The organism is Chryseobacterium sp. 14P4.3.2, from assembly GCF_057799275.1.
The window spans coordinates 50,584-76,804 of record NZ_JBYOKO010000007.1; the positions used below are offsets into that span (position 1 = coordinate 50,584).

Below are 26,221 nucleotides of genomic sequence, written 5' to 3' on the forward strand. Positions count from 1 at the left end.
TATGAAAAAACTCTCTTTAATTTCTCTTGGTATTTTAGCCTCTCTGCAGCTTACTAAAGCTCAGGTCATTTCATCAAAAAAATGGGCGGATCTTTTTTCCTACAATGGCGTCATCGCTATGAAAGAAGACAATGGAAAAATAATTGCTGCCACAGAAAACGGAATATTCTATTATACAATATCAACAGGAGAAATTACGAAGTTGTCTAAAGCCAATGGGCTTCACAATGTAGGAATCACTGCCTTTGATTACAATCCACAGACCAAGCTGGGACTTATCGGATATAGCGATGGTTCTATGGATGTGATAACACCACAGGACATAAAATATGTTGTGGATATTCCAATTGCTGCCGGCTACAATGGAGATAAAAAAATCAATCATATTTCTATAACCGGAGACAAAGCTGCAATTTCTGTCGGATATGGTGTTTCCATATTTGATATGAAAAAGAAAGAATTCGGAGATTCTTCATTCTTTATTACCGGTGGTGTTTATCAGGCGAGTAATGAAGCTACAATATTTGGCAATAAGGTCTTTTCTGTTACTAATAACGGTTTGAAAAGTCATGAGATGAATACTACTTTCCCTGTTTATTCTACCTGGACTACAGAGATTCCGGGAGTATTCAAACATATAGATTCTGAATCTGAAATGGTCTTTTCAACCGCTACCACAGCCTATATCTATAATAATGGAACCCCAATGCAGCTTCCTACTGTTTTTGGAAACATCCGCGATATTGTTATTACCCCCAGCACCATAGTAGTTACTGATAACAGAATATATACATACGGCATCAATGGAGTAACTCAAAATGCGGTAAGCCTTGGAGAGGAATGTAATACAGCAATAACATCAGCCGGAGGAAAAATTTTGGGTGGGACAGTATTTTCAGGGATAAAGGACGAAAGCAATAGTACCTATAAACCATCAGGCCCTTATTTCAATACGGCCTATAATCTCAATCTGTTTGATAATAATCAGATGCTTGTATCTAGCGGAGGAAGAGTAGATAACTTTAATGGCCCTGCCGTTAATGCTAAAAAACCAGGCTTCTATTATTTTAATGGCACAGAATGGATCTATCCTTCCTATTTCATTAATAATCCCGCTTCTGTAAATATATTAGATGCTATCATAAGTCCTCTTAACAGTAATGAAGTATTCTACACCAATTATACAATGTTTGGCCAGGGAGTATATAGAATGAAATATAATGCTGCCAGTAAAGATTTTGAATTCGTAAAATATTACAGTCTTGGAGCCAAACCTTTTTACAAACGTCCTGCAGGGTTTGCCACCGATCCGCAAAATAATCTTTTTGTATCTTTTGGATTTGATGATGGAAACCCTTCAATAGGAATATATGATAAGGCAGCAGATGATTTTATTCTCAAGAAACTTGTTCTTGCCAGTGAATCTACACAGAAGCCTGTTTTTCATGAAAATATGTTGTGGATACCACTTCCAAGATCCAACAATTTCTGGACTTACGATTATAAAAACCCGACGAATCTTTCTGATGACTCAGATTATATCATGGGAGAGGCTAATGGATTCGTAGAGGGAACATTATCTGTAGCATTCGACAAGTCCGGTGACGCATGGATCGGAGCATACAATGGCTTAAAAGTACTGCAAAATGCGGCCTCTGAAATAAAAACCCCAAGTCCTAAACCTGAGCCTATCATTATAGAGCAAAATGGTCTTGGAGAAGAACTTTTCAGAGACGCTGCTATTCTTCAGATTGCCGTGGATGAAGGAGATCACAAATGGGTTTCTGTAGATGGAGGTGGTGTATATTATCTGTCTTCTGACGGCCAGAGAACAATCCAGCATTTCACAAAAGAAAACTCCCCTCTTCCTACCAATAGTGTGACAGACATAAAAATAGATAAAAAGACCGGTAAAGTCTATTTTGTAACCTATAATGGAATTGTGACTTATCAGGGCGATGTTGCAGATGTTACTTCCAATTTTGGAAATGTTCTGGTTTACCCTAACCCTGTTGTATATTCTAATTTCAAAGGAAAGGTAACCATCAAGGGTCTGGCTGAAAAGACCAATATAAGAATTGTAGATGCTGCAGGAAACGTTGTTCATTCTGCTGTGGCCAGAGGAGGATATTATGAGTGGGATCTTAACAACCAGAAAGGGACGAGAGTGGCTTCAGGAATTTATTTTGTTCTAATGACCAATGAGGACGGTTCTGATAAAGCTACAGCCAAAATAGGAGTAGTCAATTAATGAATTCACAAAACGGATTTTTACTTTCATTTATAAAATATGGAGAAAACGATGCTGTTCTGCATTGTTTTACGGAGGAAGAGGGTTTTCAAAGTTATTTTCTAAAAGGAATTTATACCAAAAAAAATAAAAAGAAAGCCCTGTTACAACCGCTGAATAAACTCAATCTGTCAATCAACCCTGTCAGAGGTAATGGCATACCCACTGTTTCAAAATTTGAGATGGTAAAAAACACGGATATTTATAATGATATAAAGGTCAATACAGTTATATTTTTTATTTCAGATTTTTTAAGCCAGACCCTCAAATACGAAAATAAAAACAGTCAAATTTATCATGGTATTGATAAGTTTATCGATGAACTGATCAATAGAAATTATCAGGCCCATCTTCTTTTTTTACTTGTTATTTTAAAGATTCAGGGAGTAGCTCCACTACTGGGAGACGGAACGTTTTTAGATCCTGAAACAGGCACATTTTCTTTCACTATAACCCATCAGCTCTTCAATGAGGAAATTTCCACAATATGGAAAAATGCCCTTTGTGCAGAAAGTTTTTACACCATCAAAATCCATAGCTCTTTGAGAAAGGAATTTCTTGACAGTCTTTTGGTGTATTACCATTATCACATCACTGACTTCAAAACTCCTGCCTCACTGGAAATTATCCAACAGATATTTGAATAAAAGAACTTTTTTTTGACTATTCTTTTTTCTTTTCGATATCTTGCGGCATTTCGGTCTCAGATTCGGCTATTTCTTTCTTAGAGAATCTTGGCTGGAGGATCTTTGCAATAAGCCCTGTCCAGCCGGTTTGGTGTGAAGCTCCTACTCCACGTCCATTATCTCCATGGAAATACTCATAGAATAAAATATAGTCTTTAAAATCAGGATCAGTTTGGAATCTTTCATATTGACCGTTTACAGGTCTTCTTCCGTTTTCATCATTCAGAAAAATCCTGGCAAGTCTTTTATTCAAAGAATCGGCAATCTCATCCAGATTTGAATAATTTCCACTTCCCGTAGGATATTCCACCAAAAAATCCGGACTATAGTAGAAGAAAAAACGCTGAAGGCTATCAATAATCAAAAAATTGATGGGAAACCAGATAGGTCCGCGCCAATTGCTGTTTCCTCCAAAAAGACCACTATCGCTTTCCGCAGGGGTATATTTCACACTGTAATCTATACCATTTAAATTTAAAGTATAAGGATTATGCTCGTATTCCTTGGATAAAGCACGAACTCCATAGTCACTTAAAAACTCCTGAGGGTTCAGCATCCTCTTCAACAATCTTTTCAGACGGTGTCCGCGCAATAATGATAAAAGGTGTTTTGAATCCTGCCCTTTCACTTCCCATCTTGATACAAGTGAGGCAAGTTCCGGTCTATTGTCAAGAACCCATTTCATTCTCTTTTTAAAATTGGGCAGTTTTTCGATCATTTCGTCATCAATTACCTCAACGGCAAACATCGGTATCAATCCAACGATAGTTCTCATCCTTAAATACATATGACTACAATCACCGGAAACAATGGCATCATAGAAGAACTCATCTTCCTCATCCCAAAGGCTGAAATTTTCATCCCCCATATTATCCAGTGAATAGGCTATAGCAAGGAAATGTTCAAAAAATTTCATCGCCATTTCTTCATATACATTATTGTACAGAGCCAGTTCAAGAGCAATTCTCATCATATTCAGAGAAAACATCGCCATCCAGCTGGTACCATCAGACTGTTCCAGCTGTTCCCCATTCGGAAGTGTCATATTCCGGTCAAAAACGCCAATATTGTCAAGCCCCAGAAACCCTCCTTCGAAAATATTATTACCATTGCTGTCTTTTTTATTAACCCACCATGTAAAATTCATGAGCAGCTTTTGAAAAGCACTTTCCAGAAATTCAAGATCCGGTTTATCTTTCAGATATTCATCAATTTTGAATACTCTGAAAACAGCCCATGCATGCACCGGTGGATTCACATCACTCAAATCCCATTCATAAGCAGGAAGCTGGCCATTGGGATGCATATACCATTCAAGCAGGAAAAGCTTAAGCTGGTGTTTGGCAAAATCCGGATCAATCAACGAGAAGCTTATGGTATGAAATGCCAGATCCCAGGTTGCATACCATGGGTATTCCCATTTGTCCGGCATTGAAATAATATGTTCATTATTGAGGTGTTTCCAGTCATAGTTCCTTATACTTTTACGCGATTTTGGAGGGCGTAGCTCTGCGGGATCTCCTTTCAGCCATTTTTCAACATTGTAGTGATAGAACATTTTATTCCAAAGCATTCCGGCAAATGCCTGTCTCTGTATCAGTTTTTCATCTTCAGATGCTATTCCTTTCTGAACCTCAGCATAAAACTCGTCCGCTTCTTTTTGCCTCAACTCAAAAATAGCTTCAAAATCACCGAAAGGTTCTTTTAATTCTTTATCTGAAATTCTGAATTCAAATATTTTGGATTCTTTACCTTCAAAATCTTCATCAATAAAAAAGCAAGCTTTCGTTCCTTCGTTTCCGGGATTTACAGACTGAGAATTTCCTGTTATCACAAAATCATTAATCCCATCTTTACAATATCCTGATTTATTGGAAGAATGATAAAGCCTCTCATTATTAGTTTCATTTTCGCAAAACAAAACTTTTAAAGACTGTTTTGCATATAAGTTTTTTATCTCAAGATCTTTATGATTTATTATAATATGATCTGCCTCCTCACCGTACAGATTAGGTTTATAGTTATCATACCCCCAGTCCCAAGTGTTCCGGAACCATACTGCAGGCAATAGGATAAGAGAAGTTTCATGGTCTGACTTGTTAACAATTGTTACTTTAATTAAAATATCATTCTGATCTTCTTTAGCATATTCAATAAAAATATCAAAGTATTCATTCTTATCAAGAATTCCGGTATCTATTAATTCATATTCAGGCTCATCTTTACTTCTTTCTGCGTTGATTTTTATGAGATCTTCGTAAGGAAAGCTGTTTTGGGGATATTTGTACAGCATTTTCATGTAAGAATGGGTAGGGGTAGAATCCAGGTAATAAAAATATTCCTTCACATCTTCACCGTGGTTTCCCTGTCCATTGGTAAGGCCAAAGAAACGCTCCTTTATCATTTTATCTTTTTTGTTCCAGAATCCTATTGAAAATACCAGTTTTTGAAGATCGTCACAAATCCCACATATTCCTTCTTCACCCCATCTGTATGTTTTGGCCTCTGCTGTATCATGACCGGTGTAATTCCAGGCATCTCCATTTTCACTATAATCTTCCCGCACAAGCCCCCATTCACGGTTGCTGACATAGGGACCCCATTTTTTCCATGAAACATCTGAAATTCTATTTTTTTCTGACATAAGCAGATAACAATTAGTTATGAATTATAAATTATGATTAGTAGTAATTTGTAGAATTGCAAAATGTATTCAGGTATTAATGACTAAAATTCCTAAAATTTTAAGCCATTTCATCTTACCCTTTTCATTTTCAATTTCTGCTCTCCTAGCCTCCTGTAGAAAAGCTTTCAAACGTAGTCATTCCTCCGTCAATGAAAATACTGGTCCCACTGATATAATCTGCAAGATCACTGGCCAGAAATGCGGCCATATTACCAATATCCTCAGGCTGTCCGATTCTGTTGTATGGGATAAGTTTAAGAAGTGAATCAAGTGCTTCCGGTGTACTCCACGCCCCCTTATTAATTGGGGTCTGAATAGCACCCGGACAAATAGAGTTGACCCGAATTTTATTGGCGCCATACTCCTGAGCAAGAGTCTGCATGAGCATTCTGACCGCTCCTTTACTTGAAGCATAGTTCGCATGCCCTGCCCATGGAATGATCTCATGTACAGAACTGATATGGATGATTTTTCCACAGGCTATAGAACGTGATGGATCTATTCCCCGGCGCAGAAACTCCTTGATCGCTTCTCTAGCACAGAGAAACTGCCCCGTCAGATTAACCCCGATTACGGCATTCCACTGATCCAGTGTCATTTTGGTAAATTCAGCATCTTTCTGAATGCCTGCATTATTGACCAGAATATCAACGGTCTGATATGCAGAAATTACATCCCGGAACATTTTAACAACCTCATCTTCGCTGGAAACATCACACTGGTAAGTCATTCCGCTTCCTCCTGCATCGGTAATCTCTTTTAATACTGCCTGTGCCTCTCCCAGAGATCTTTCTGAAGAATGGTTTATAATAACTACAGCACCTGCTGATGCTAAAGATTTTGCAATTCCGGAGCCTATCCCGCTGGATGCTCCTGTAACAATAGCTACCTGATTACGAAGTGATATTTCCATATTTCGAATTTGATGTTACTCAAAGTTATGGAAAGAAATCAGCAGAAGAAAGATTATATTTTTAAAATTTCATTAAAGTTTTTTATACATCAGATATTGAGGTCCGCTTCTTCCTATTCTGGTTTTCCCATCATACAGATATCCTGCTGCAAGATAAATATGGTAGGCAGAATTGTTTTTCTGGTTCACCGCCAATACGACTTCATCACAGTTTTCGAAATTTTTCTTCACAAAATCATCCACCTTCAGCATGGCGTTTTTTCCGATTCCTTTACCCTGCATTTTGGGATTAACGGATAGTGACCGTATTAAAGCTGAGTTTTCATTATCAGTAAGTTCAAATTTATCTTTTCCAAAGTCAAGCACGAAAAAACCTACAGGCAATCCATCTTCCAGAATAGTAATTGGAAATGCATCCGAATCTGTTCTTTCTTTAATATTTTGTAAAGCCTGCTCAGCCGTAGCTGTGAAGCGCTGCTGGTTCTCATCCAGAGTATAGCTTACTCCTGAAAGGTCTTCCGGTTTAAAAAAATCCAACGTAATCATAACTAGTGATGATAGATATCTTCATACATTACTCCGGCCCGGATTTCTACAGGAAGTTTATTTTCTTCCGGTACAATAGGACAGTTGTAATCATAAGCATTATAAGCACAATAGGGATGATAGGATTTGTTAAAATCCAGCACAATGGTATTTCCTTTCGGAATCTTCAGATCCATATATTTTCCTCCGCCATATGTTTCCTTTTCATTGGTTGCATCACGAAAAGGCAGAAAAAGATCGTCTTTGTATTTCTTTTGTTTAATCAAAGCCAGACTTTGATATAAAGTTACAGTGTAAGGCTTTCCATCCAGGGTAAATGTAGCTTTTCCGTATTCCTGATAAGATTTTGTTTTCCCTGAAGAAGTAGGAAGTTCAAAAGGTTTTGTATCCTTTGATTTTACAAATTTTGCTGTCACTCTGTATTTCATATTTATAGGAAAAAAAGGATGCTCTTTAAAATTTTTAAAGTTATCACCCCTTAATGGGGTCTCTTTTGGATTAAGGTATTCTGCATTAAGTTCCTTCTGAAATTTCTGAATATCTTTCTCTTCGTTTGATATTGTTTTTTGACAGAAAGCCCATAATGGAAGGATTAAAAAGAGTACTATATATCTTTTCATGAATTTTAAATTATAAGTAAAACTATGAATTTTCATTCCAAAAAAAGTTAAAATTGTAATAAAAATGCACAATCTGTTTTAAATAAAATATCCACCTCTTTATCTAGCATACTTTTTGAGAATTAAAGCACATGGACAGAAAGAAATTCATTAAGACAAGTGCTTTGGCGATATCCGGTTTTTATTTTCTTCATTCTAATTTATTTCAGGCGGCAGATTCTGTTGCCGGAAAACATAAAAGTATCACAGATGCTCCTATCATTATTATTGGCAGTGGATATGGAGGATCTGTATCAGCATTGCGTTTGTGTGAAGCCGGAAAAAAAGTCGTGATGCTTGAAATGGGTCTCAACTGGGAAAAATCAGGCATTCCGTTCTCCAACCTTCTTAAACCCGGGAAAAGTTCTGCCTGGCTGAAGAAAAAGTCTATTGCTCCGTTTATGAATATCTTTCCTCTGACTCCTTTCACCGGAGCACTGGACCGTCTGGATTTTGATCACATCAATATCTGGCTGGGAAGAGGAGTCGGTGGCGGCTCACTGGTGAATGGTGGAATGGCTGTAACACCCAAAGAGAGCTATTTCAAAGAAGTTTTCCCCAATCTTGATGCTGATCAGTTTTACAGCCATTATTTTCCTTTGGTACATAAAGAACTTAAGGTAAATGTCATTGATGAACAGTTTTTAAAAGATTGTCCATACTACAAATTTACACGGGTAGGAGAAGAAGAGGCCCATAAAGCCGGATTTAAAACCATCAGAGTTCCGAATGTCTATGATTTCAAATATATGGAGAAAGAATTCCTGAATGAAGTTCCCCGTTCTGCCCTCAATACAGAAGTGATCTACGGAAATAACCATGGCAAAAACAGTCTGGACAAAACCTACCTCAAAAAAGCGCTGGAAACCGGAAATCTGGAAATCATGGATCTCCACCGTGTTGATCATATTAAACTTAATGACGATAGCAGTTATAGTTTAAGCGTAAAACAGATTGATACTTCAGGGAATGTGATTGCTGATAAAACCTTTAATTGTCAAAAACTTATTCTTGCAGCCGGAACAATGGGAACTTTACAGCTTCTTTTACAGTCTAATGCGGTAAACGACTTTCCTGTTCATGATAAGGTGGGAAAAAACTGGGGCAATAACGGAAATTTTATGACCGGAAGAAACTGGGTGAAACCTTTATCAGGAGGTACAGGCTCAAAACAATCTACTATTCCGGTGGGAGGAATAGATAACTGGGATGATAAGGAGCATCCATTCTTCACGGAAATTGCTCCTTTGCCTATGGGAATGGACGTAGCTACAGCTCTGTATTTATTAATCAACAGGGTTGATAAAAAAGGAGAAGTTACTTATGATAAAGTAAAACAAACGCTGAAATTGGACTGGAACGAGAGTAATACTGCCCCAATGAAGGAGAATGCTAAATATTTTATCCGAAAAATGAATAAAGCCAATGGCGGAACCAGAAGTCACCTTCTGTTCAACAACGGTTTTGGAGCAGATATCTGTTATCATCCACTTGGAGGCTGTGTATTGGGTGAAGCTACCAACGAATTTGGAAAGCTAAAAAATCATGAAAACCTGTATGTACTGGATGGATCTCTGATTCCCGGAACTATTGGTGTTAACCCATTCATGACCATTACTGCTATTGCAGAATACTGTATTGAAAATCTGATCAGGCAGGATGAGTTTGCCTGAAATTAAGATATAGACTTTACTTCCATCAGATAGTTCCGTATGTCTTTTTCCATTTTATGCGGATAAGAGAAATGAAGCTGATCAGCCAAAGAAGCTCCTAAGGAGTTTACAAGATCTGCAAATGCGAATAGAGCGATCCAGTTTTCTTCAATATCACTTCCTGAAAAAGTAGCTTCTACTCTATTCCACAGATCAGCAGACAGATATTTTTTGAAAAGTCTGCCGTGTTTATTGGTGGTAATCATATTCCAGTCATAGGCAGCCGCAATATACCATTCAATTAAGGGGACAAGATAATCTGTCCTCAGGATATCTTCAGACATAAATTTGGCATAAAAAATATCTCCGCGTTTCAGGCATTTTGCCACATATGTTGTATCCCACCAAAAATCATTGATGAGCTGCCGGAACTTCTCCTCAGTTGGTTTCTGAATCATGATATGCTGATAAGTTGGAGATTTCAGTTCTTTTGCAAGACCATCTTTATCTATCAAAACTTTATAACCAAGGTCCCAGTCTTCAGGAAGCTGATCAGCTTTTACTTCCTCAATAAATTCTGAGATCTGATAAAGTTTAAAATCAACTTTTACATGATCTGTGTAAAGGACCATCTTCATGGCGTGTTTTCCATCAAAAACATGATCTTCTTCCTCAATCATAGAAATCGGTTCTCCAAAAAGGTGAATCCATTCATTATTGAGTTCATATTTTTTTCTGTCTATAAAGACCAGTTCTATATCAAGATCGCTAAGATCATCAACAGGAGCATAAGGATTAACCAATGAACTGGTTAAAAGCACAGCACGGATATCCGGGTTATTTTCTGCCCAGTGAATAATGCTCGCTAATTTGTCCTCTCTTAGCTTCATACTAATAGGATTCTGATATTTTCACCCGATAAACATCGGAGGAATTCCGTTTAATAGATTCTACAAAGAAACCGCCTTCTTCCGGGATAACTTCTTTGAGATCAAAGCTTTTACAGTCTTTAGGAAGTCCGGAGAATATCAGGGTAAACCAAAAATCCTTCATAAAAGGAACAGCCGTCCAGTAAGGAGAAATTGAAATATTCTCAGCATGAATCAGTTTACTCCTATGTTCAGACTGATTATCAAACAGATAGGTTGAATGCCAGATTCTGATGAGATTTCCCAAAAATGGGGATGCGGGAAAGCAGCAGTGTACAATTACCTGCTTCTCTTCTCCTGCTTTGGTTTTAAGAGACTCCAGGAGTTCTTTTGCAATGACTGGCTTTACAACTACTTCTTCCACGGTTTCATAAGTAATAAATAATGGGCAGCGGGTAACGTAATGATTACCTGCTGCCCATCACAGATGTTAATATTCTAATTCTAATTTTTCTTTTGTATACTTCCTTACTTCTTCAGTAAGCTCAGGATGTTCTGCCAATTTCTTTCCGTAAGATGGTACCATTTGAAGTAATTTTTCTTTCCATTCTCCTTCAAGTTTCTCAGGGAAACATTTTTCAAGAACATTCAACATCGCATATACTGCTGTAGATGCTCCTGGTGAAGCTCCCAGCAATGAAGCAATTGTCCCCGACTTGTTCACAACAACCTCGGTTCCGAATTCCAGTTTACCGCCTTCTTTATCATCTTTTTTAATGATCTGAACTCTCTGTCCGGCTACCTTCAATTCCCAATCTTCTTCTTTGGCATCTTTGATAAATTCCCTTAAATGCTGCATTCTCTGAGACTTGGTCATTGCTACCTGCTGGATAAGATACTTAGTCAGAGGAAGGTTATGCCACCAGGCTCCAAAGAGTGATTTTAAATTTTTAGTATTTACACTATCCGGAAGGTCCAGATAGCTTCCTTCTTTCAGAAATTTCGTAGAGAATCCTGCAAAAGGTCCGAAAAGGAGAGCTTTCTCACCATCAATAACTCTAAGGTCAAGGTGAGGAACAGACATTGGCGGTGCATCTACTGTTGCCTGCGTATATACTTTAGCCTGATGTTTTTGTACCAATTCCTGATTATGAGTTACCAGCCACTGCCCGGAAACGGGGAATCCTCCATATCCTTCACTTTCTTTGATATCAGAGCTGTCCAGCAGCGGAAGTGCATATCCTCCTGCCCCAATAAATACAAAATCTGCAACCACTTCCTGTTTGTGGCTGTGAATTCTGTCTTTAACCTTCATTTCCCACTTTCCGTTTTCTCTTGGGCTGATGTCTTTTACTTCGTGATATAGAAAGACTTCTACATTAGAATCTTCAAGCAGGTGTCTTCCCATCTTTCTGGTTAACGTTCCGAAGTTCACATCTGTTCCCATATCCATCTTCGTTGCGGCCATTACTTCAGAAGCATTTCGTTTGCTCATTACCAGCGGAATCCATTCTCTCAGTTTTTCATGATCTGTAGAAAATTCCATCCCTGAGAAAAGAACGGACTCTGACATTTTATCATGACGCTTTCTAAGGTATTCGGCGTCTTTTTCACCAAATACAAGACTCATATGAGGGCATGAGTTGATAAAATCTTTAGGCTCCTGAATATATCCTTTAGATATCAGATAAGACCAGAATTGTTTTGAAATTTCAAACTGCTCAGCAATGCTTTCTGCTTTTTTGATATCAATTGTTCCGTCTGGTTTTTCAGGAGTATAGTTTAGCTCACAAAAAGCGGAGTGGCCTGTTCCGGCGTTGTTCCATGCTGCTGTACTTTCTTTGGCAAATCTTCCAAGTCTTTCGAAGATTGCGATTTCTAGATTAGGATCAAATTCATGAAGCAGCGTTGCTAAAGTGGCGCTCATGATTCCGCCTCCTATCAGTACAACGTCGTATTTAGGTTTCGGTGTTCTGCTTGTAAGCGATTGTGACATAATTTTAAAATTTTACTTCAAATTTCGGGAAAAGTTTTAAAAAGAAGAACGCGTTTAACGATTTTAACACGTTAATTTTCGATGAAAAAACACTTCTTTAGCAGGCAACAAAAAATCATGGAAATTATCAATTAAGTTTCATTGAAATGATTGATAATACCCTATTATTACAAAAAATTTTCATCAAAATATTAAAATTAACTTAAATTTTAATTCACTATCTGGTAACTAATTAAAATCCGTCTCAGTCTTTATATTTTATAGTTTTTTAAGTTAATTTAAGTTCACAACTTAAAACACTTTAACCATAACTATTTACACCAATATATTTTATCAACATAAAGTGAAAAAGTATTACATAATAACTACTCAATTTCACTTTTAATTGATAAATACGTAATTTTATAGATATAATTCTACAAACAAAACATAAAAAACAAATTTTCTTTACGTACCTTTCAATTAAATTAATACATATTAAAGCAGGTATTTGATTAAAATTATTTCGTAAACATATTAAAGATGAAAATTATTAACTTTGTTAGTACATTTTTCGCGACAGTGGCGTTAGCCCAAAGCGGAAGTGTAGGAATCAACACGTCCAATCCGGACCAGAGTGCTATTCTGCACATCGAAAATTTTAATGGAGTTTCAGCTGCAGCTACCGCCACCATATCAGGAGGGGCAGTTACGGGAATTACCATCACTAATGGAGGAAGCGGCTACACTACTCCGCCAACAGTCAATTTCTATGACGGAGAATCTATTGTCAACGGTGGTTTTAAAGCGCGGGCAACTGCCGTGATCACCAATGGAGCAGTAACCGGAATTACCCTCAACAATGGAGGAAGCGGCTATACCACAACTCCCACGGTAATTATATCCGGAGGGAATAAAGGTCTTCTGTTTCCTAATCTGAACATTGCCAATCTGAACAGTACCACTACACCGGTGTCATCCCCAGCCAATGGGCTCATCGGTTATAATGGAGGGGCTAACAGTAATAACAAAGCGCTCCACTTCTTCAATGGCACAACGAATCAGTGGCAAAGTACAATTGATGCTGAAAATACCCCTAAGGTAGCATATCTGGACTTTACAGGATCTTTATCTGCTCTTGATAATGCAGTGGCAGGAGCCAATACTTTATTACTGGTAAACCGTCCGGCAATTTCAGGGGTATCAAACATTAATGGTTTTAAGGTCGTTCAGAATACTTCTTTAGGCGGTTATTCTCTCGTCCTTCCGCAGGGAAATTATCTGGTAGAGGTAAATCTTAATTTAAACTCCCCTCAGGAAAGTCCACCCGGGCAGGGAGGAACAGCACCTCTGACAGGAAGCAGCTATTACCTCATGGGCTATTTTATAGATTTTACCAACGACACTTATAACAACTCTACAAATACATTTACAGCAGGAGCTAACACAAGAAAAGAAGTTCCTATTGTATCTAAGGTCAATACCAATCATCTGGCCACCTGGTCTTACTATTACAGTGTCCCTTCTAATACCAGTGCCAATATTATAGGTGGACTGAGATTACGCTTAGGCAGGATGCAAAACAGTACATTCTATGATCTTGTGAATGTAATTCCTACCGGATCTTATATAAAAATATCCCAACTTTAAAAAACAATCACACATGAAAAAAAGTTATATCCTGCTATTATTAATGATAGCTCAGATCATATATGCACAAGTAGCTATAGGGAAAACATCTATTATTCCCTCTGCTGTGCTGGATGTATCCCAAAACAGCAACAAAGGAGTTCTTCTTCCAAGAGTAGACATTGTGGATATATTAAGTAATACCTCACCTGTAAACAATCCTGCAGAAGGGCTTGTAGTATATAATAAGGGAAATTCAATAAGTCCCGGACTTTATCTCTGGAAAAACAATAAGTGGACTCAGCTGGCAGATACTTACAATCTGGCGAGTTATATGATCCTTCAACGAACAGCAGATTATTCAATATTAGGTAATTTAGCAAACGGAACTTATAAAAACTTTACGGATGCTGCTTTCACAGTGGTCTCTAATGATATTGGAGCCTCTTATAATAATGCGACGGGAGCTATTACACTTCCGGGAGACAGCGGCTATCTGGTGAATGTATGCCTGAATATAAAAACAGCGCTTGAAAGTACAACTGCAGGAATTGGAGGTACTCCCGTTCACCTTCATCAGTATCTGGTAAGGCTTGTAGATCCTGTAAGTGGAACACAGTATGGTAAGACCATCAGCATCAACGCACAGTCTATAGCCACTAACAAGACTCATACGCTTAATCTGAGCTTTTCTTTTGTAGTGACTTCTACAACTCCTATTTCTTTGGTTCCTTCCATTGCTCATGATGCAGGAGGAACCTATCAATCAGGTGCGGGGGGCATTTCTCCCAACAATGGGGAAATCATTGTAACCAACACCAAAGTCGACATTCAAAGATCAGCTCTTAACCAATAATCCATTTTACAATGAAAACATATATGTATATTGTTTGTATAACTGCTATTCTGTTTGGTGCATCCATAAAAGCACAGGTTGGTATTAATACAAGCACACCAAACCCCAGCAGTGTTCTGGATATTAACTCTTCTAACAGAGGAGTGCTTTTTCCTCAGTTTGACCTCGTTGTACTCAACAGTACATCTACACCTGTTGCGAATCCTGCAGATGGATTAATTATCTATAACAAAGGTGGGGCATCTACCTATACTAAAGGGTATTATGTATGGATCCGTAATCAGTGGCAGCGTACTATTCTTTCAGGTTCTGAGCCACAAATAATGTCCCTGATCATTAATTCGGGGATTTTGATTCCTACCGGGAGTACTAATAATACTTTGACAAGCTTCACTGTAACTTCCAATAAGATTACAGGAGCATCCCTGGGTACAGATACTTCTACTATTACCTTACCGGCAGGAACCTACATTGTACGATATTCTGTAGATTCCAGTAATGGAAATAACAATAACGGAACGGCTAATACACAATACCTTTCTCAAAATTTCACCTGTACAAGGTCTTACCTTGTTAATTCTGCAACAGGCTCAACGATCACAGAAACGAACAGAATGTGTCAGCTTTCAAGTTCTTTTACTTTTTTTCAGGGAAGTTATTTTCTTACATTGACTGCTCCTACCAATATCCGCCAGAAGTTTGAATTTGATACAGGAAATGGTTTTACAGCAAGTAATCTGAATGTAAGATCTTCACTGGCTCTGGTCATCACCAAAATGAGTCAATAAAAATAATCAAAGCACTCAACTTGTGTTTAATGATAAAAGGCTATCTCAATGTGAGACAGCCTTTTATCATTATTATAAGAAGACTAAGAGATTAAAGCTCCTATCTTTTTAGTTCAATTTTGCAGTTAACTTTTTAAACTGCTTCTCAGCACTTTTTCCTTCATAAAGAATCGCATATACGGTATCAACAATCGGTAATTTAAGATTCTTCTGTTTTGCAGTCTGATAAATTGAGTTGGCAGCGTAATATCCCTCTGCTACCATATTCATAGACTGGATCGCAGATTTTACGGTATATCCTTTTCCAATAAGGTTCCCCAGGTTTCTGTTTCTTGAGAAAAGGGAATAAGCGGTTACCAGAAGGTCACCTAAATAAGCACTTTCATTCACATCCCTAGGGGCTTCATAAATAGCTTCCAGGAATATTTCCATTTCACGGATCGCATTGGAAACAAAAACTGCAGTAAAGTTATCTCCATACCCCAGCCCACTTGCTATCCCAGCTCCAATTGCAAAGATATTTTTAAGAATTGCACTGTACTCATTCCCCAGGACATCTTTACTTGTATGAACTTTAATAAAGTCTGAACTGAAAATTCCTTCCAGCTTTTCTGCCGTCTCTTCTTCCGCAGCTGCTATTGTAAGATAAGAAAGTCTTTCCATCGCTACTTCTTCTGCATGACACGGTCCGGCAATTACAGCCTGATTTCTGAAGCCGATTTTAAATTCATCACGTAGGTAATGGGCTACCACATCATTTACTTTAGGAATAATCCCTTTAATTGCTGAAACAAAGATTTTATCTGAGTAATCACAGCTCATCTTATCCAGTGTATCGGAAAGGTAAATGGATGGCGTTGCTAAAACAATTACATCACAGGCAGACACCAGTTCATTGATATCTGTTGTCAGCTTTAAACTTTTAAGGTTAAAATGAGCAGCAGTAAGATAAGTAGGGTTATGTCCGCGAAGCTCAATCGCTCCTTTTACAAACTCACTTCTTACACACCAGTGTACTACTTTACAGTTTTCAACCAACATTTTTACGATAGCGGTTGCAAAACTTCCGCTTCCTACTACTCCTACAGAAACATCCTTTTTAGTCTTTTTCGGATTGGAAGATTCTGAAATTGTTTTCTTTTTAGCCATAATTGGAATGTGAACTGCAAAGATATTAAACAAAGATTTAACTGGAGAACTGAAAGCATGATAAAATCCATATTCTGAAAAAATTAACGCTTCCGCACAATTAAAGACTTAATTTCACGTTAGATACAGAAAAAACTAAACTTTTGTTAAGAATAACTCACAATACTTATTTTTAATTAAATTTGCAGTGCTAAAACCGTTTTAAAATTTACTAAGAGAAGAAATATGAAAAAATTTCTAAACAGCAAGAAGAACGTAAATATTCTACTGGGAGGACTTTTGCTGGTAGTTTTTGCACAAAGTGTATTTATTGCAAAGCTCTTTTCTGAAAGAGATGACAAAACCTACGAGGTGAATCTTGTAAAAATAAACACTGAAAAAGACAGTGTAGATTATTTAAAAATGAAAACCGATCTCACCTTGGTGGATCAAACCGTAGGCCAGCTGAATTCTTTCCTTAAATCTAAGGATATTACCAATGAAAAACTGATGATGCTCAATCAGGACAGTATTTCAAATTCTATTTATCTTTCCAAACAAGCCAACCGGTACAGCCAATATCTGATGGACCTTCAGCAAAGACTGATGCAGGTTCCATTGGGAATGCCTACTGATGGATATATTTCATCTAATTTCGGAGTAAGAAAAAATCCTATCCCGTTCAAAACTGTTTATGCATCGGTAAAAACTGGTATAGCAACAGAATCTAAACCAATCGCTGCTGCTGCTCCAAAACCTGAAGTGAAAGCTGAACCTGTGGAAAAAATCATAGAACTTACTGACAGCTATGGCAACAAAAGGGAGGTAAAAGTAATGGTTACACCAAAAGCAGCACCGGTTGCCACAGCACCTGCCACTACAACTCCTGCTTCTAAAACTGTCGCTGTAAACGGCACAAATAAAACAGCCGCTGCTGAGAAGAATAATCCACCTGCTGAAGCAGACCAGATGCAGTTTCATAAAGGGCTGGACATTGCCGTTCCTTTCGGCTCTGATGTAAAAGCTGCTGCTGCGGGAACAATTATTTTCTCCGGGCAGAAAGGCGGTTATGGAAATTGTGTAATTGTCTCTCACGGAAACGGACTGGCTACCCTTTATGGGCATCTGTCTCAACTTGTTTCTAAAGTAAATGATAAAGTAAAAGTAGGTCAGGTAATTGCCAAATCAGGAAATTCCGGACGTTCTACGGGACCTCATCTTCATTATGAAGTACACAAGAACAATACTCCGGTCAATCCGAGATTGTTTATGAATCTATAATCACTTTAAACTTATCTTCAGGACTAGACAACTGTTTAAAAATAAAAGACTACCGTTTTAAGCGGTAGTCTTTTATTTTTAAACAATCATATATTTATTTCTGAATGCTTAATGTTCCTTTCAGATGCATCAATGATCCGTCAGGCTGAGCAATATTAGAATACACTATATTTTTGTTGTAATCCTGAATTTCAGTAATATTGGAATTCAGTTTAGGTTCATGCCAGTACACCATAAAAACATTCTTTGCTACTTCTACTGCAGTATATTTTACAGTATCTGTGTTATTTTTTGAACTTCCTGCTATTCCCGTAAAGGTCATTGTTTGGTTATCTTTAAAATCCAGCAGAAATTTTACCGTTCCAAAATCAGCTTCTACCTTTTTGCCGATGGCAGGATATGGTGATTTTAAATCCCATTCCATTTCTCCTAAAAATACTTTCACTCCCATTCCAAGCTCATCTTTTCCGGGAAGGTCAGGATATTTTTTAACCATAAAATCAACAATAGAAGACGTTGTTTTATTGTCAGTTACCGCTTTTTTATAGTTTTCAAGATAGCTTTTAACAAAATCAAGAGATTGAGGAGACAGAGACTGTTTTGTAAAATGAGAAGGAACCACCTGCTGAGGGCTCAGGGACTTCATTGCGTCTATCTGTCCGATCCATTGGTCAATGGCTTTTATGTTCTGCGTATCTGCCATCCAAAGATGAGAATCTGTAGATACTGAAATTCCGCCTGCTATGGTTTTAATGGATGGTATCCAAAGAAAACTGTGTGCAGGATCTTCAGCGTTCCGGATAATCTCAATTTTATTTCCTTCAAGATCGGGAATGGCTGAGACAGCTTCAGGAACAATTATTTCCGAAGGAGCATCCGCTTTTAACTGCGGTTTCCATACAGCCATTTTATCATCCTTTGAAGCGGATATCAGATAAGCGGTCTGTGCTGTAGAAATAATCTTTGCACCGGGAAAAGCTTTCCTGATCACATCCAGCCCAAAATAGAAATCCGGATCGCTGTGAGAAATAAAAACAGTCTTAAGATTTTTACCTGTAGCTTTTATTTCTTTAACCAGCTGTTCTGCATACTGTTTCTGGAACTGGGCATCAATAAGTACAGCATCTTTCTCTCCGTAAATGATGGTTGAAGTCACGGCGAAAATAGCCTTTGCCCCCGGATTATAGACTTTTACTTTTAAGTTTCCTGCCAATAAGAGACTCATAAAGCCTAATAAGGAAGTCAATGATAATAATTTCTTTTTTAACATTCTTGTTCTTTTAGATTAGTAAGCAGCAGTAAAACGTTCACGGATGTGGTTGTTCTGCTCTAATTCATCAACCAGAACTACTGCTACATCTTCTACAGAAAGACGGCTTCTTCCATTTTCATCAAATACAGGAGTTTCTAATGAAGTTCTGTATTTTCCTGTTCTTTCTCCTACATTCGCCTGGTTCATTTCTACTGCAGGGCTGAAGAAAGTCCAGTCAAGCGTTTTATTTTCTTTAATCTTGTTCAAATAATCTCTTGCTGCTGTTGCCCCTGGTTTGTAAGCATCCGGGAAATCCGGCGTATCTACAATCTGTACGTTATCCGGTGTGTAAAGGCTTCCTGCCCCTCCTACTACGATAAGTCTTTTTACACCCGCCCCTTCTACTGCTTTTTGAATATTCTCAGAACCGTTTAAAAAGTCGTTGTAAAGATTAGGATTCGTCCAACCTGCGTTAAACGCACTGATTACTGCATCAGTTCCTTTTAATGCTTCAGCCAGTTCGCTTACATTGTTTACATCAACACTTTTTGCTGTTACATTGTCCTGTGTTTTTACTTTAGACGCATCTCTTACCAAAGCTTCTACAGCGTATCCTCTGTTTGCTAATTCATTGACGATCTGTGATCCTACAAATCCGGTTGCACCGATTACTGCTACTTTTTTCATAATGTTTTATTTTTAAATTAAATTGTAATAAATTTTGTTACATTTATAGTTAAAAAATTTTAGTCGAACTGGTCAACAAATTCCTGTAATGACTTATCTCCTAAAAAATTAACTACCAATTGATCTGTTTCTTCAAATAATGTATTTAAATGACTATTGATTTCTCTTCCTACACTACAGTCAGGATTAGGATTCTGATTTTTCTTTCCTAATACTTCTGTATTTTTCACTGCTTTATAAATTTCAGAAATGGTAATCATTTCAGCATTTTTTGCCAGATGGCTTCCTCCTTCTTTTCCCTGTCTGCTTATAATAAGGCCTGCTTCTCTTAATACACTCATTTCTTTTCGGACAATCACCGGGTTTACGTTTATACTGCCCGCCACCCATTCAGAAGTAAGCCACTCCTGAGGACTTTTTGCCAATAAGGTCATAATATGTACTGCCGTAGCAAATCTTGTATTGTTCATTATAATTACAGGACAAAGGTAAGCATTTTTTCAAATGTAACAAATTTTATTACAGTTAATTTTTTCTTAAAGAATTAATTTGTCCAGATCCAGCAGTAAATAATTGATATTCTGATTAATAGTACGGGTTGCAGATTGCATCTGATTGAGCATGGCCGCCCGGTTGTGAAGATCATCTGCTCTGTAATATCCGCCATCACTGAAGATTACCGATTTATCTGCTGTCGTTTTATTATCATCAAACTGATAGTGAAGCCATCTTGTTTTCATATTTCCAATAATAGAATGCTCTTCTTTGTTGGAAAATTTTTTCTCTGTATACATATACCAGATAAAGGGCGGAAAGTTGGGTGATTCCAGTTTTTCCTTCCAGATATCTCTCAACAGGTTCCTTTGGTGAATAAATTCCACCTTTTTACCTTTCGGGTTGAGGGTTGCCAATCCAAATCCTGCCCCTAAAATACCTCCACCGATACCTATTGCATTATCCCAGCCGTTGCTGCCTACAATACCTCCTGCAATAGACGATGCTGCTCCTGTAATAATGGAATACAAAATCAGCTTATTATTTCTGGAGGAATTCAGGTTATCTACATAGTTGCCTATTTGTGCTACTCTTTCACCTTCACAGTCAAATTCTGCAGCTACTGCATCAAGCTCTGTTAAGGCAATCGTAACTCTGCTGTTGATTTTCGTTTTAAGCTGCAAAATCTTCACCTGTGAGGCCAATGATGAGTCTTTTTTCAGCTCAATAATTTTATGTACTTCGTCCAGATTATTCAAAGCATTCAGAATCAAAATACTTTGGTCAGAAAACATGATTTTAAGGTCTTTATTTGCCGTTAAAATAGAATCGGAATTGTGGGAAGGTACTTTATTATTGTAATTATACTTAAAAGGTGCCTTGCAGTAACTATCTTTCAGGGTAAGAATATTTTGTTTAATAGCCTGATTTTTCTTGGAAACACAAGAAGCTAATAGGCTAAAAACAGCAAAAAGGTAAACCAGTTTTTTCATTCAGTCATATTTTGTGCAGGGTTGACAGGTGGAAAAGAATAGCTGAGGTATGAAATGGTACTCCATCTGATTCATAATTCACCTATACGAATATAATACAAATAAAAAAATTGACCTGAATTCAGGTCAATTTTTAATCTATTTTTAAGCAGGCTTATTTGATGCCCAATAATTCAACTTCAAAAACCAATGTACTGTTTGGCCCGATTTCTTTGCTGATTTCCTGGTCTCCATATGCTAAATGCGGAGGAATGATCAGTCTCCATTTACTTCCAACTGACATAAGCTGTAATGCTTCTGTCCATCCTGAAATCACTCTGTTTAGAGGAAAAGATGCAGGCGTACCTCTTTTTACTGAACTGTCGAAAATTTTACCAGAAATGGTCGTTCCGTGATAATGGCATTTCACCGTAGACTTAGGTCCTGGCTTTGCTCCTTCTCCTTCTGTGATAATTTCATATTGTAAGCCGCTTGGTAATTGCACAACGCTCTCTCTCTTACCATACTCTTCCATATATTCTTTACCGTCATTCAGGTTCTTTTCTGCCAATTCTTTTTTACGTTTAAATAACATATCTGCTACTCCCATATTATATTTTTTTGCAAAGATAAGGCTTTTTGGGAATGGAAAACAGCGCCGGGAAACGAAGATTAAAAAATTGAGATACTACACTATTCAGTTTTCAGGTCTTCCGAAGTGATTCACTTATCATGATGTCCGCTTTTTCAACGCAATAAATAAAGTATTAAAATACAAATACTTAAAACATTCTATTCATAAAAAACCAACAATTTCATGAGCTCTTATAAACCTGCTTCTCCCATCACTGCTATTAAAATTCAAATATTTTTAATACTGAATTAACACAGATTCAAAAACTTGGTGTTATAATTGAATTTAAAAACTAAATGCCAAATCCATTAAAATATAATAAGCAGTTTGACGAGCTGAATGAAGAGGAAAAAAAACTTCTGGAAATCACAAAGAAAACGATTGCAGATTTTGTTGAACAGTCTTCTTCCATAAGCGATGTCAACTATGCAACCCGAAATGCCCATGCAAAGACCTATGCAACGGCAAAAGGAACCTTCTGGATTGATCCGAATATTCCGGAATCACTTCAGCCTTTTTTCGACAGGGAAAAGTTTGACCTTACAGTAAGGTTATCCAATGCCCGGCTGAAAATTAAAAACTCTAAAAAAGATATTCCTGCTTATGGTTTTGCGGTACAGATCAAAGATGAAAACGGAGGATTACTTGCCAATTATCCATTAGTCAACTTTCCTTTGTTTCCAGTGAATACGGTTTCTACTTTTTTGAAACTGTTTACCGCTGTCAATAAGTTTTATATCAAAAAATGGAGCAGTTTATTTCCTATGCTGATTCAGGTTCTCAAGATGATGCCTTCTTTTTTCACTTTTGATTTTATCCTTAATATTATAAAATGGATTGGTAAAAGAAATGATTTTATTCTTTCTTTTAATTATTATTCTGTAGGCGCTTACCGGCTGGGTGAACAGATCATCAAAATAAAGTTATGCCCTCAATCTGTAGACAAGAATACCGGCAAAAAACAAAAGATAAAAGATTCTCTTAAAGACTATTTTCAATCTAATGATTTTACCGCAGATGTCTTGATCCAGATCTGCTATGATCTGAAGAATCAACCCATCAATAAGCTCAATGTAGAATGGAAGAATTCGCCATTTATCAAGATTGGGGAGGTAAAAATCAATAAAGATTCGTTACTGGATTCACGTAACTGTACGAATGAGCTTCTTTCATTCAACCCATTTGAAAGCAAGATCTTTTTTCAGCCTGTTGGCAAGATACAGAAGCTGCGTGATGAAGCTTACAGGGTTTCTGTACAGACGAGGAGAAAAATCAATAAGCTTCTTCATGGGAAAGCAACCTGAACTGCTCAGATGTTAGCAGCTGGAAAAGACAAAAAGATGCTTTAAGAGGAAAGATAATTACGTCATCACCTAAAATAATTTTCCTCTTCCGGCTTTTAGCCATAAAAAAACCTCCGGGATTAAACTCCCAGAGGCTATTCTGTATATTTTCGATACTTTTATTTTTCTTCTAATTCGTCTTTTTTATCGTCTTCTTTTTCAGGAAACATAACAGATAAAAGAACTGAGATGACCAATACTCCTCCTACGATTCCTAACGAAACCGGAGATGAGATATGAATCCATGGCGCAATAAGCATTTTAACTCCAATGAATGAAAGGATAATTGCTAAACCATATGGAAGTTTACTGAACATATGAATAAAGTTTGCCAACAGGAAGTATAATGACCTAAGTCCCAAAATAGCAAAGATATTGGATGTATAAAGGATAAACGGGTCATCTGAGATTGCAAAGATAGCAGGAATGGAGTCTACTGCGAATAAAACGTCTGTAAACTCAATAACCCCAACCACTACTAAAAGAGGTGTTGCCATTTTGATTCCGTTCTGAAGTGTGAAGAACTTATCCCCATCATAGTTATCAGAAACTTTCCAGAAACTTTTTATCAATTTTGCACCGGCTGTATTACTGTAATCCTCATCTTCATCATCGTCACCGCCTCCCCATGACTTGATCCCGGCATACACAAGGAACAATCCGAACAAGGCCATTACTATGTTTATTTTTACAGGTTCTCCGAAAATGTTCATTTCAGGAAGATAAGTCAGGTTAATAAGCCCTACTCCGGCAAAGATAAATATCGCTCTGAAGATCAAGGCACCAATGATCCCCCAGAAAAGTACTTTATGATGAAGGTACTTTGGAACCTTAAAGAATCCGAACACAAGAATAAATACGAACAGGTTGTCTACAGAGAGAGCCTTTTCAATCCAATAAGCTGCCTGATACTGTGAAAATTTTTCTATTGCCAGCGCATGACTTTCAGGTGATCCATCTGTGTTGAAGGCCCAATAAACAACTCCTGAGAATATCATAGAAATTGAAATCCATACGATAGACCAGATGGTAGCTTCCTTAGAAGATACTTCGTGGCTTTTTTTGTTGAAAACTCCCAAATCGAGGAGCAGCATGATAACTACTGTTATCGCAAATCCCCACACCAAGCCAGGGTGCAGATCTAAAATACTTTGATGTTTTTCCACTTGAGTAATGTTATTATATGATAAAAGCAATAAGTGCACAGAGTACAAATATTGCTATTTTATTGATCGTTTGATTTACAATTAATTATAAGTAATTCATCTGTACAGTCTGAATCGTCTGCTCCAGCTTTCTATCTGCGGTAGGATCTCCAACAGCATTGAATTTCCATTCCCCGTTTCTCTTATAGAACACCCCCATTACCATAGCAACATGCCCTCTGAAAGAAGCATCATTGGCAATATCATATTTAGCAAAGACTTCTCTTACATTAGTAGGTGATCCTTCATAAATACGGATAGATGCAAAAGGAATCGTTCCGAAATCCTGGCCTTTATAGCTATTCAGAACCATAGCAACATGCTCTACATTTGGTTCCAGCTGGCTGAAATCTACTGTGATTACTTCGTTATCCAAACCATCATCTCCATCTACATCACCGGTAAGGTCATCTCCACTGTGTCTTACCGATCCGTTTTTGGATTTCAGATTTCCAAAATAGATTACTTCTGTAACATTTTTGTTTGAATCATATAAAATACAGCTTCCATCTAAGTCTACTGCTTCTTTTTTAGTTCCGAAAAATCCTTTTTTTTCAATTGCTCCCCAGTTGATTCCTACACAAGCCTGAGAAAGCTCAGCTCCGTTTTCTTTTTTAAGGTTAATTCTCTGACCTTTTTGTAAGTTAATAGCCATCTTTTTATGTTTAGTTGTTATTTATATTTTGCGAAGAAAACTTTTTGTCTTCTTTAGTTTTTCAAATTTCGTTTTATTGATTATTCAAATTCAAATTAAGCATTGCCCGCAGAATATTCGTTTCTTCGTCAAAATCAAATATTTTGCTCATAATATCTATATTTTCCAGATTCAGGATATAATCTTTAAGTACTCCCTGCACTTCAGGTGGTAACGTACGTTTTCTTTCGTTCATACTGTTTTCCAACTGTTCGTTTTTCCTTTTCAGCTGATCAATGATCGTTCCCTGATTGGACTGATTTTCAGAAGCATCCAGCTTATCCAGTTCTTTGTCAAAAAGATACAGTTTTTTCTCGTCTACACTGAAAATAAAATGATCATCAGACTGAAAGATTTTAAAAAGCTCATATTCATGGGTCCCTATAAGGTAACCACAGACAAAGCGGACTTTAAATCCCTGTATATTCAATCTTCCCAATAACTTTCTTTCAATGGAATAATCTCTGTATTGGTAGGCTGGAAAATTTCCGGATTTCAGCAGTGCTTCATCAGCATCTGTCCTGTAAAATTCCTGTGCATATTTTTTGTGAAAATACAGTACATTATCCCAATTGGCCGTAAAAATATCCTCTGTAAGATCTTTATACAGTGTTTTCAGATGTTGGGAAAATACACCGCTGTACATTTTCCTGTCGGTCTGAAAACTGTCTACTCTTCTTTCTTCAAAACCGGAAATATATTTATTGTTGATGTCAATTTCATTAATGACAGTCAGCATATCGTTTTCCTTCTGCCTTTTAATTTTGGTAAGAAGTTCTATGAGACTGTCTGTATACTGCAGGTGAAAAAGTTCCAGCTTATTGTAGTCAAGGGCAGTATTTTCCTGGAACAAATTGTGGATAATATCAGTTTTAATGTAAATCGATATTATGTCAATATGTTCAAAAAAATTCGCCAGAAGCTTAAGTTTTGTTAATCTTCTTTTGCTTTGTGACAATATGGTTGCTGCATCATCCCCCAC

General features: G+C 37.3%; 24 protein-coding genes. 8 read left to right on the top strand and 16 right to left on the bottom strand.

The genetic code is table 11. From position 1 onward, the window contains the following. Position 1 precedes the first annotated feature (1 nt). Positions 2-2,251 (top strand): type IX secretion system anionic LPS delivery protein PorZ, encoded by a 2,250-nt coding sequence (porZ, locus tag AC27VX_RS12040; protein ID WP_488695752.1) that lies wholly within the window; start codon positions 2-4, stop codon positions 2,249-2,251. After that, a complete protein-coding gene (gene recO / locus AC27VX_RS12045) occupies positions 2,251-2,937 on the top strand; it encodes a DNA repair protein RecO (RefSeq protein WP_236857508.1) in 687 nt (228 codons plus the stop codon). Before porZ ends, recO begins: the two co-directional genes overlap by 1 nt. Positions 2,938-2,953: 16 nt before the next feature. Here recO and AC27VX_RS12050 read toward each other — a convergent pair whose 3' ends face one another. From AC27VX_RS12050 to AC27VX_RS12065, 4 genes are all read right to left on the bottom strand, one after another. After that, on the bottom strand, positions 2,954-5,620 hold the full coding sequence (locus AC27VX_RS12050) for an MGH1-like glycoside hydrolase domain-containing protein (protein WP_488695754.1): 2,667 nt from the start codon (positions 5,618-5,620) through the stop codon (positions 2,954-2,956). Positions 5,621-5,765: 145 nt separating this feature from the next. Further along, the gene (locus tag AC27VX_RS12055) at positions 5,766-6,575 is read right to left on the bottom strand and encodes a glucose 1-dehydrogenase (protein ID WP_236857506.1); all 810 of its coding nucleotides are present in this window, start codon (positions 6,573-6,575) and stop codon (positions 5,766-5,768) included. 72 nt (positions 6,576-6,647) lie between these two features. Next, a complete protein-coding gene (locus AC27VX_RS12060; RefSeq protein ID WP_236857505.1) occupies positions 6,648-7,121 on the bottom strand; it encodes a GNAT family N-acetyltransferase in 474 nt (157 codons plus the stop codon). A gap of 2 nt (positions 7,122-7,123) precedes the next feature. Continuing rightward, positions 7,124-7,741: a DUF1684 domain-containing protein gene (locus AC27VX_RS12065; protein WP_236857504.1), complete on the bottom strand. Its 618-nt coding sequence runs from the start codon at positions 7,739-7,741 to the stop codon at positions 7,124-7,126. A gap of 131 nt (positions 7,742-7,872) precedes the next feature. Between AC27VX_RS12065 and AC27VX_RS12070 the strand changes: the two genes are divergently transcribed. Further along, positions 7,873-9,453 (top strand): GMC family oxidoreductase N-terminal domain-containing protein, encoded by a 1,581-nt coding sequence (locus AC27VX_RS12070; RefSeq protein ID WP_488695757.1) that lies wholly within the window; start codon positions 7,873-7,875, stop codon positions 9,451-9,453. 2 nt (positions 9,454-9,455) lie between these two features. Here AC27VX_RS12070 and AC27VX_RS12075 read toward each other — a convergent pair whose 3' ends face one another. From AC27VX_RS12075 to mqo, 3 genes are all read right to left on the bottom strand, one after another. Beyond that, positions 9,456-10,322, bottom strand: a complete 867-nt coding sequence (locus AC27VX_RS12075; RefSeq protein WP_488695760.1) for an AadS family aminoglycoside 6-adenylyltransferase — start codon at positions 10,320-10,322, stop codon at positions 9,456-9,458. Position 10,323: 1 nt separating this feature from the next. After that, positions 10,324-10,725, bottom strand: a complete 402-nt coding sequence (locus AC27VX_RS12080; RefSeq protein ID WP_236857501.1) for a hypothetical protein — start codon at positions 10,723-10,725, stop codon at positions 10,324-10,326. A 66-nt stretch (positions 10,726-10,791) separates the two neighbouring features. Continuing rightward, positions 10,792-12,297: a malate dehydrogenase (quinone) gene (gene mqo / locus AC27VX_RS12085; RefSeq protein WP_300685746.1), complete on the bottom strand. Its 1,506-nt coding sequence runs from the start codon at positions 12,295-12,297 to the stop codon at positions 10,792-10,794. Positions 12,298-12,819: 522 nt separating this feature from the next. On the opposite strand from mqo, the gene AC27VX_RS12090 reads away from it, so the two are divergent. The 3 genes from AC27VX_RS12090 to AC27VX_RS12100 are packed head-to-tail and all read left to right on the top strand — an operon-like array spanning position 12,820 to position 15,549. Continuing rightward, positions 12,820-13,926, top strand: coding sequence for a hypothetical protein (locus tag AC27VX_RS12090; RefSeq protein ID WP_300685745.1), 1,107 nt, complete (start codon positions 12,820-12,822; stop codon positions 13,924-13,926). Positions 13,927-13,939: 13 nt separating this feature from the next. Further along, positions 13,940-14,761, top strand: coding sequence for a hypothetical protein (locus AC27VX_RS12095; protein WP_488695763.1), 822 nt, complete (start codon positions 13,940-13,942; stop codon positions 14,759-14,761). 11 nt (positions 14,762-14,772) lie between these two features. After that, positions 14,773-15,549, top strand: a complete 777-nt coding sequence (locus AC27VX_RS12100; protein ID WP_236857497.1) for a hypothetical protein — start codon at positions 14,773-14,775, stop codon at positions 15,547-15,549. Positions 15,550-15,657: 108 nt separating this feature from the next. Here AC27VX_RS12100 and AC27VX_RS12105 read toward each other — a convergent pair whose 3' ends face one another. After that, positions 15,658-16,698 (bottom strand): NAD(P)H-dependent glycerol-3-phosphate dehydrogenase, encoded by a 1,041-nt coding sequence (locus AC27VX_RS12105; RefSeq protein ID WP_236857496.1) that lies wholly within the window; start codon positions 16,696-16,698, stop codon positions 15,658-15,660. Between the two features lie 225 nt (positions 16,699-16,923). On the opposite strand from AC27VX_RS12105, the gene AC27VX_RS12110 reads away from it, so the two are divergent. Then, positions 16,924-17,958 carry a M23 family metallopeptidase gene (locus AC27VX_RS12110; RefSeq protein ID WP_488695765.1) on the top strand — a complete coding sequence of 345 codons (1,035 nt, stop codon included), beginning with the start codon at positions 16,924-16,926 and terminating at the stop codon, positions 17,956-17,958. Between the two features lie 94 nt (positions 17,959-18,052). Here AC27VX_RS12110 and AC27VX_RS12115 read toward each other — a convergent pair whose 3' ends face one another. The 5 genes from AC27VX_RS12115 to bamJ form a co-directional block, all read right to left on the bottom strand. Then, a complete protein-coding gene (locus AC27VX_RS12115) occupies positions 18,053-19,228 on the bottom strand; it encodes a MoaF-related domain-containing protein (RefSeq protein ID WP_488695767.1) in 1,176 nt (391 codons plus the stop codon). Between the two features lie 15 nt (positions 19,229-19,243). Continuing rightward, a complete protein-coding gene (locus tag AC27VX_RS12120) occupies positions 19,244-19,897 on the bottom strand; it encodes an NAD(P)-dependent oxidoreductase (protein ID WP_300685733.1) in 654 nt (217 codons plus the stop codon). A gap of 59 nt (positions 19,898-19,956) precedes the next feature. Beyond that, complete coding sequence (locus tag AC27VX_RS12125) at positions 19,957-20,367, bottom strand: Rrf2 family transcriptional regulator (protein WP_236857492.1); 411 nt, start codon at positions 20,365-20,367, stop codon at positions 19,957-19,959. A 66-nt stretch (positions 20,368-20,433) separates the two neighbouring features. Continuing rightward, the gene (locus tag AC27VX_RS12130) at positions 20,434-21,384 is read right to left on the bottom strand and encodes a hypothetical protein (protein WP_300685729.1); all 951 of its coding nucleotides are present in this window, start codon (positions 21,382-21,384) and stop codon (positions 20,434-20,436) included. A 154-nt stretch (positions 21,385-21,538) separates the two neighbouring features. After that, positions 21,539-21,973 (bottom strand): BamJ family beta-barrel-assembly machinery protein, encoded by a 435-nt coding sequence (bamJ, locus tag AC27VX_RS12135; protein WP_236857490.1) that lies wholly within the window; start codon positions 21,971-21,973, stop codon positions 21,539-21,541. Positions 21,974-22,293: 320 nt separating this feature from the next. On the opposite strand from bamJ, the gene AC27VX_RS12140 reads away from it, so the two are divergent. Further along, the gene (locus tag AC27VX_RS12140) at positions 22,294-23,301 is read left to right on the top strand and encodes a catalase family protein (RefSeq protein WP_488695770.1); all 1,008 of its coding nucleotides are present in this window, start codon (positions 22,294-22,296) and stop codon (positions 23,299-23,301) included. Positions 23,302-23,459: 158 nt separating this feature from the next. Here the strand turns inward: AC27VX_RS12140 and AC27VX_RS12145 are convergent, their stop codons facing one another. From AC27VX_RS12145 to AC27VX_RS12155, 3 genes are all read right to left on the bottom strand, one after another. After that, positions 23,460-24,506, bottom strand: coding sequence for a TerC/Alx family metal homeostasis membrane protein (locus AC27VX_RS12145; RefSeq protein WP_488695772.1), 1,047 nt, complete (start codon positions 24,504-24,506; stop codon positions 23,460-23,462). An 85-nt stretch (positions 24,507-24,591) separates the two neighbouring features. Then, positions 24,592-25,200, bottom strand: a complete 609-nt coding sequence (locus tag AC27VX_RS12150) for a TerD family protein (protein WP_236857488.1) — start codon at positions 25,198-25,200, stop codon at positions 24,592-24,594. A 73-nt stretch (positions 25,201-25,273) separates the two neighbouring features. Next, positions 25,274-26,221, bottom strand: coding sequence for a hypothetical protein (locus AC27VX_RS12155; RefSeq protein ID WP_488695775.1), 948 nt, complete (start codon positions 26,219-26,221; stop codon positions 25,274-25,276).

What these genes read in the sequence shown, in the direction of transcription:
- porZ (WP_488695752.1), top strand. Translation starts at nt 2, where the DNA reads ATGAAAAAACTCTCTTTAATTTCTCTTGGTATTTTAGCCTCTCTGCAG.
- recO (WP_236857508.1), top strand. Translation starts at nt 2,251, where the DNA reads ATGAATTCACAAAACGGATTTTTACTTTCATTTATAAAATATGGAGAA.
- AC27VX_RS12050 (WP_488695754.1), bottom strand. Translation starts at nt 5,620, where the DNA reads ATGTCAGAAAAAAATAGAATTTCAGATGTTTCATGGAAAAAATGGGGT.
- AC27VX_RS12055 (WP_236857506.1), bottom strand. Translation starts at nt 6,575, where the DNA reads ATGGAAATATCACTTCGTAATCAGGTAGCTATTGTTACAGGAGCATCC.
- AC27VX_RS12060 (WP_236857505.1), bottom strand. Translation starts at nt 7,121, where the DNA reads ATGATTACGTTGGATTTTTTTAAACCGGAAGACCTTTCAGGAGTAAGC.
- AC27VX_RS12065 (WP_236857504.1), bottom strand. Translation starts at nt 7,741, where the DNA reads ATGAAAAGATATATAGTACTCTTTTTAATCCTTCCATTATGGGCTTTC.
- AC27VX_RS12070 (WP_488695757.1), top strand. Translation starts at nt 7,873, where the DNA reads ATGGACAGAAAGAAATTCATTAAGACAAGTGCTTTGGCGATATCCGGT.
- AC27VX_RS12075 (WP_488695760.1), bottom strand. Translation starts at nt 10,322, where the DNA reads ATGAAGCTAAGAGAGGACAAATTAGCGAGCATTATTCACTGGGCAGAA.
- mqo (WP_300685746.1), bottom strand. Translation starts at nt 12,297, where the DNA reads ATGTCACAATCGCTTACAAGCAGAACACCGAAACCTAAATACGACGTT.
- AC27VX_RS12090 (WP_300685745.1), top strand. Translation starts at nt 12,820, where the DNA reads ATGAAAATTATTAACTTTGTTAGTACATTTTTCGCGACAGTGGCGTTA.
- AC27VX_RS12095 (WP_488695763.1), top strand. Translation starts at nt 13,940, where the DNA reads ATGAAAAAAAGTTATATCCTGCTATTATTAATGATAGCTCAGATCATA.
- AC27VX_RS12100 (WP_236857497.1), top strand. Translation starts at nt 14,773, where the DNA reads ATGAAAACATATATGTATATTGTTTGTATAACTGCTATTCTGTTTGGT.
- AC27VX_RS12105 (WP_236857496.1), bottom strand. Translation starts at nt 16,698, where the DNA reads ATGGCTAAAAAGAAAACAATTTCAGAATCTTCCAATCCGAAAAAGACT.
- AC27VX_RS12110 (WP_488695765.1), top strand. Translation starts at nt 16,924, where the DNA reads ATGAAAAAATTTCTAAACAGCAAGAAGAACGTAAATATTCTACTGGGA.
- AC27VX_RS12115 (WP_488695767.1), bottom strand. Translation starts at nt 19,228, where the DNA reads ATGTTAAAAAAGAAATTATTATCATTGACTTCCTTATTAGGCTTTATG.
- AC27VX_RS12120 (WP_300685733.1), bottom strand. Translation starts at nt 19,897, where the DNA reads ATGAAAAAAGTAGCAGTAATCGGTGCAACCGGATTTGTAGGATCACAG.
- AC27VX_RS12125 (WP_236857492.1), bottom strand. Translation starts at nt 20,367, where the DNA reads ATGAACAATACAAGATTTGCTACGGCAGTACATATTATGACCTTATTG.
- AC27VX_RS12130 (WP_300685729.1), bottom strand. Translation starts at nt 21,384, where the DNA reads ATGAAAAAACTGGTTTACCTTTTTGCTGTTTTTAGCCTATTAGCTTCT.
- bamJ (WP_236857490.1), bottom strand. Translation starts at nt 21,973, where the DNA reads ATGGGAGTAGCAGATATGTTATTTAAACGTAAAAAAGAATTGGCAGAA.
- AC27VX_RS12140 (WP_488695770.1), top strand. Translation starts at nt 22,294, where the DNA reads ATGCCAAATCCATTAAAATATAATAAGCAGTTTGACGAGCTGAATGAA.
- AC27VX_RS12150 (WP_236857488.1), bottom strand. Translation starts at nt 25,200, where the DNA reads ATGGCTATTAACTTACAAAAAGGTCAGAGAATTAACCTTAAAAAAGAA.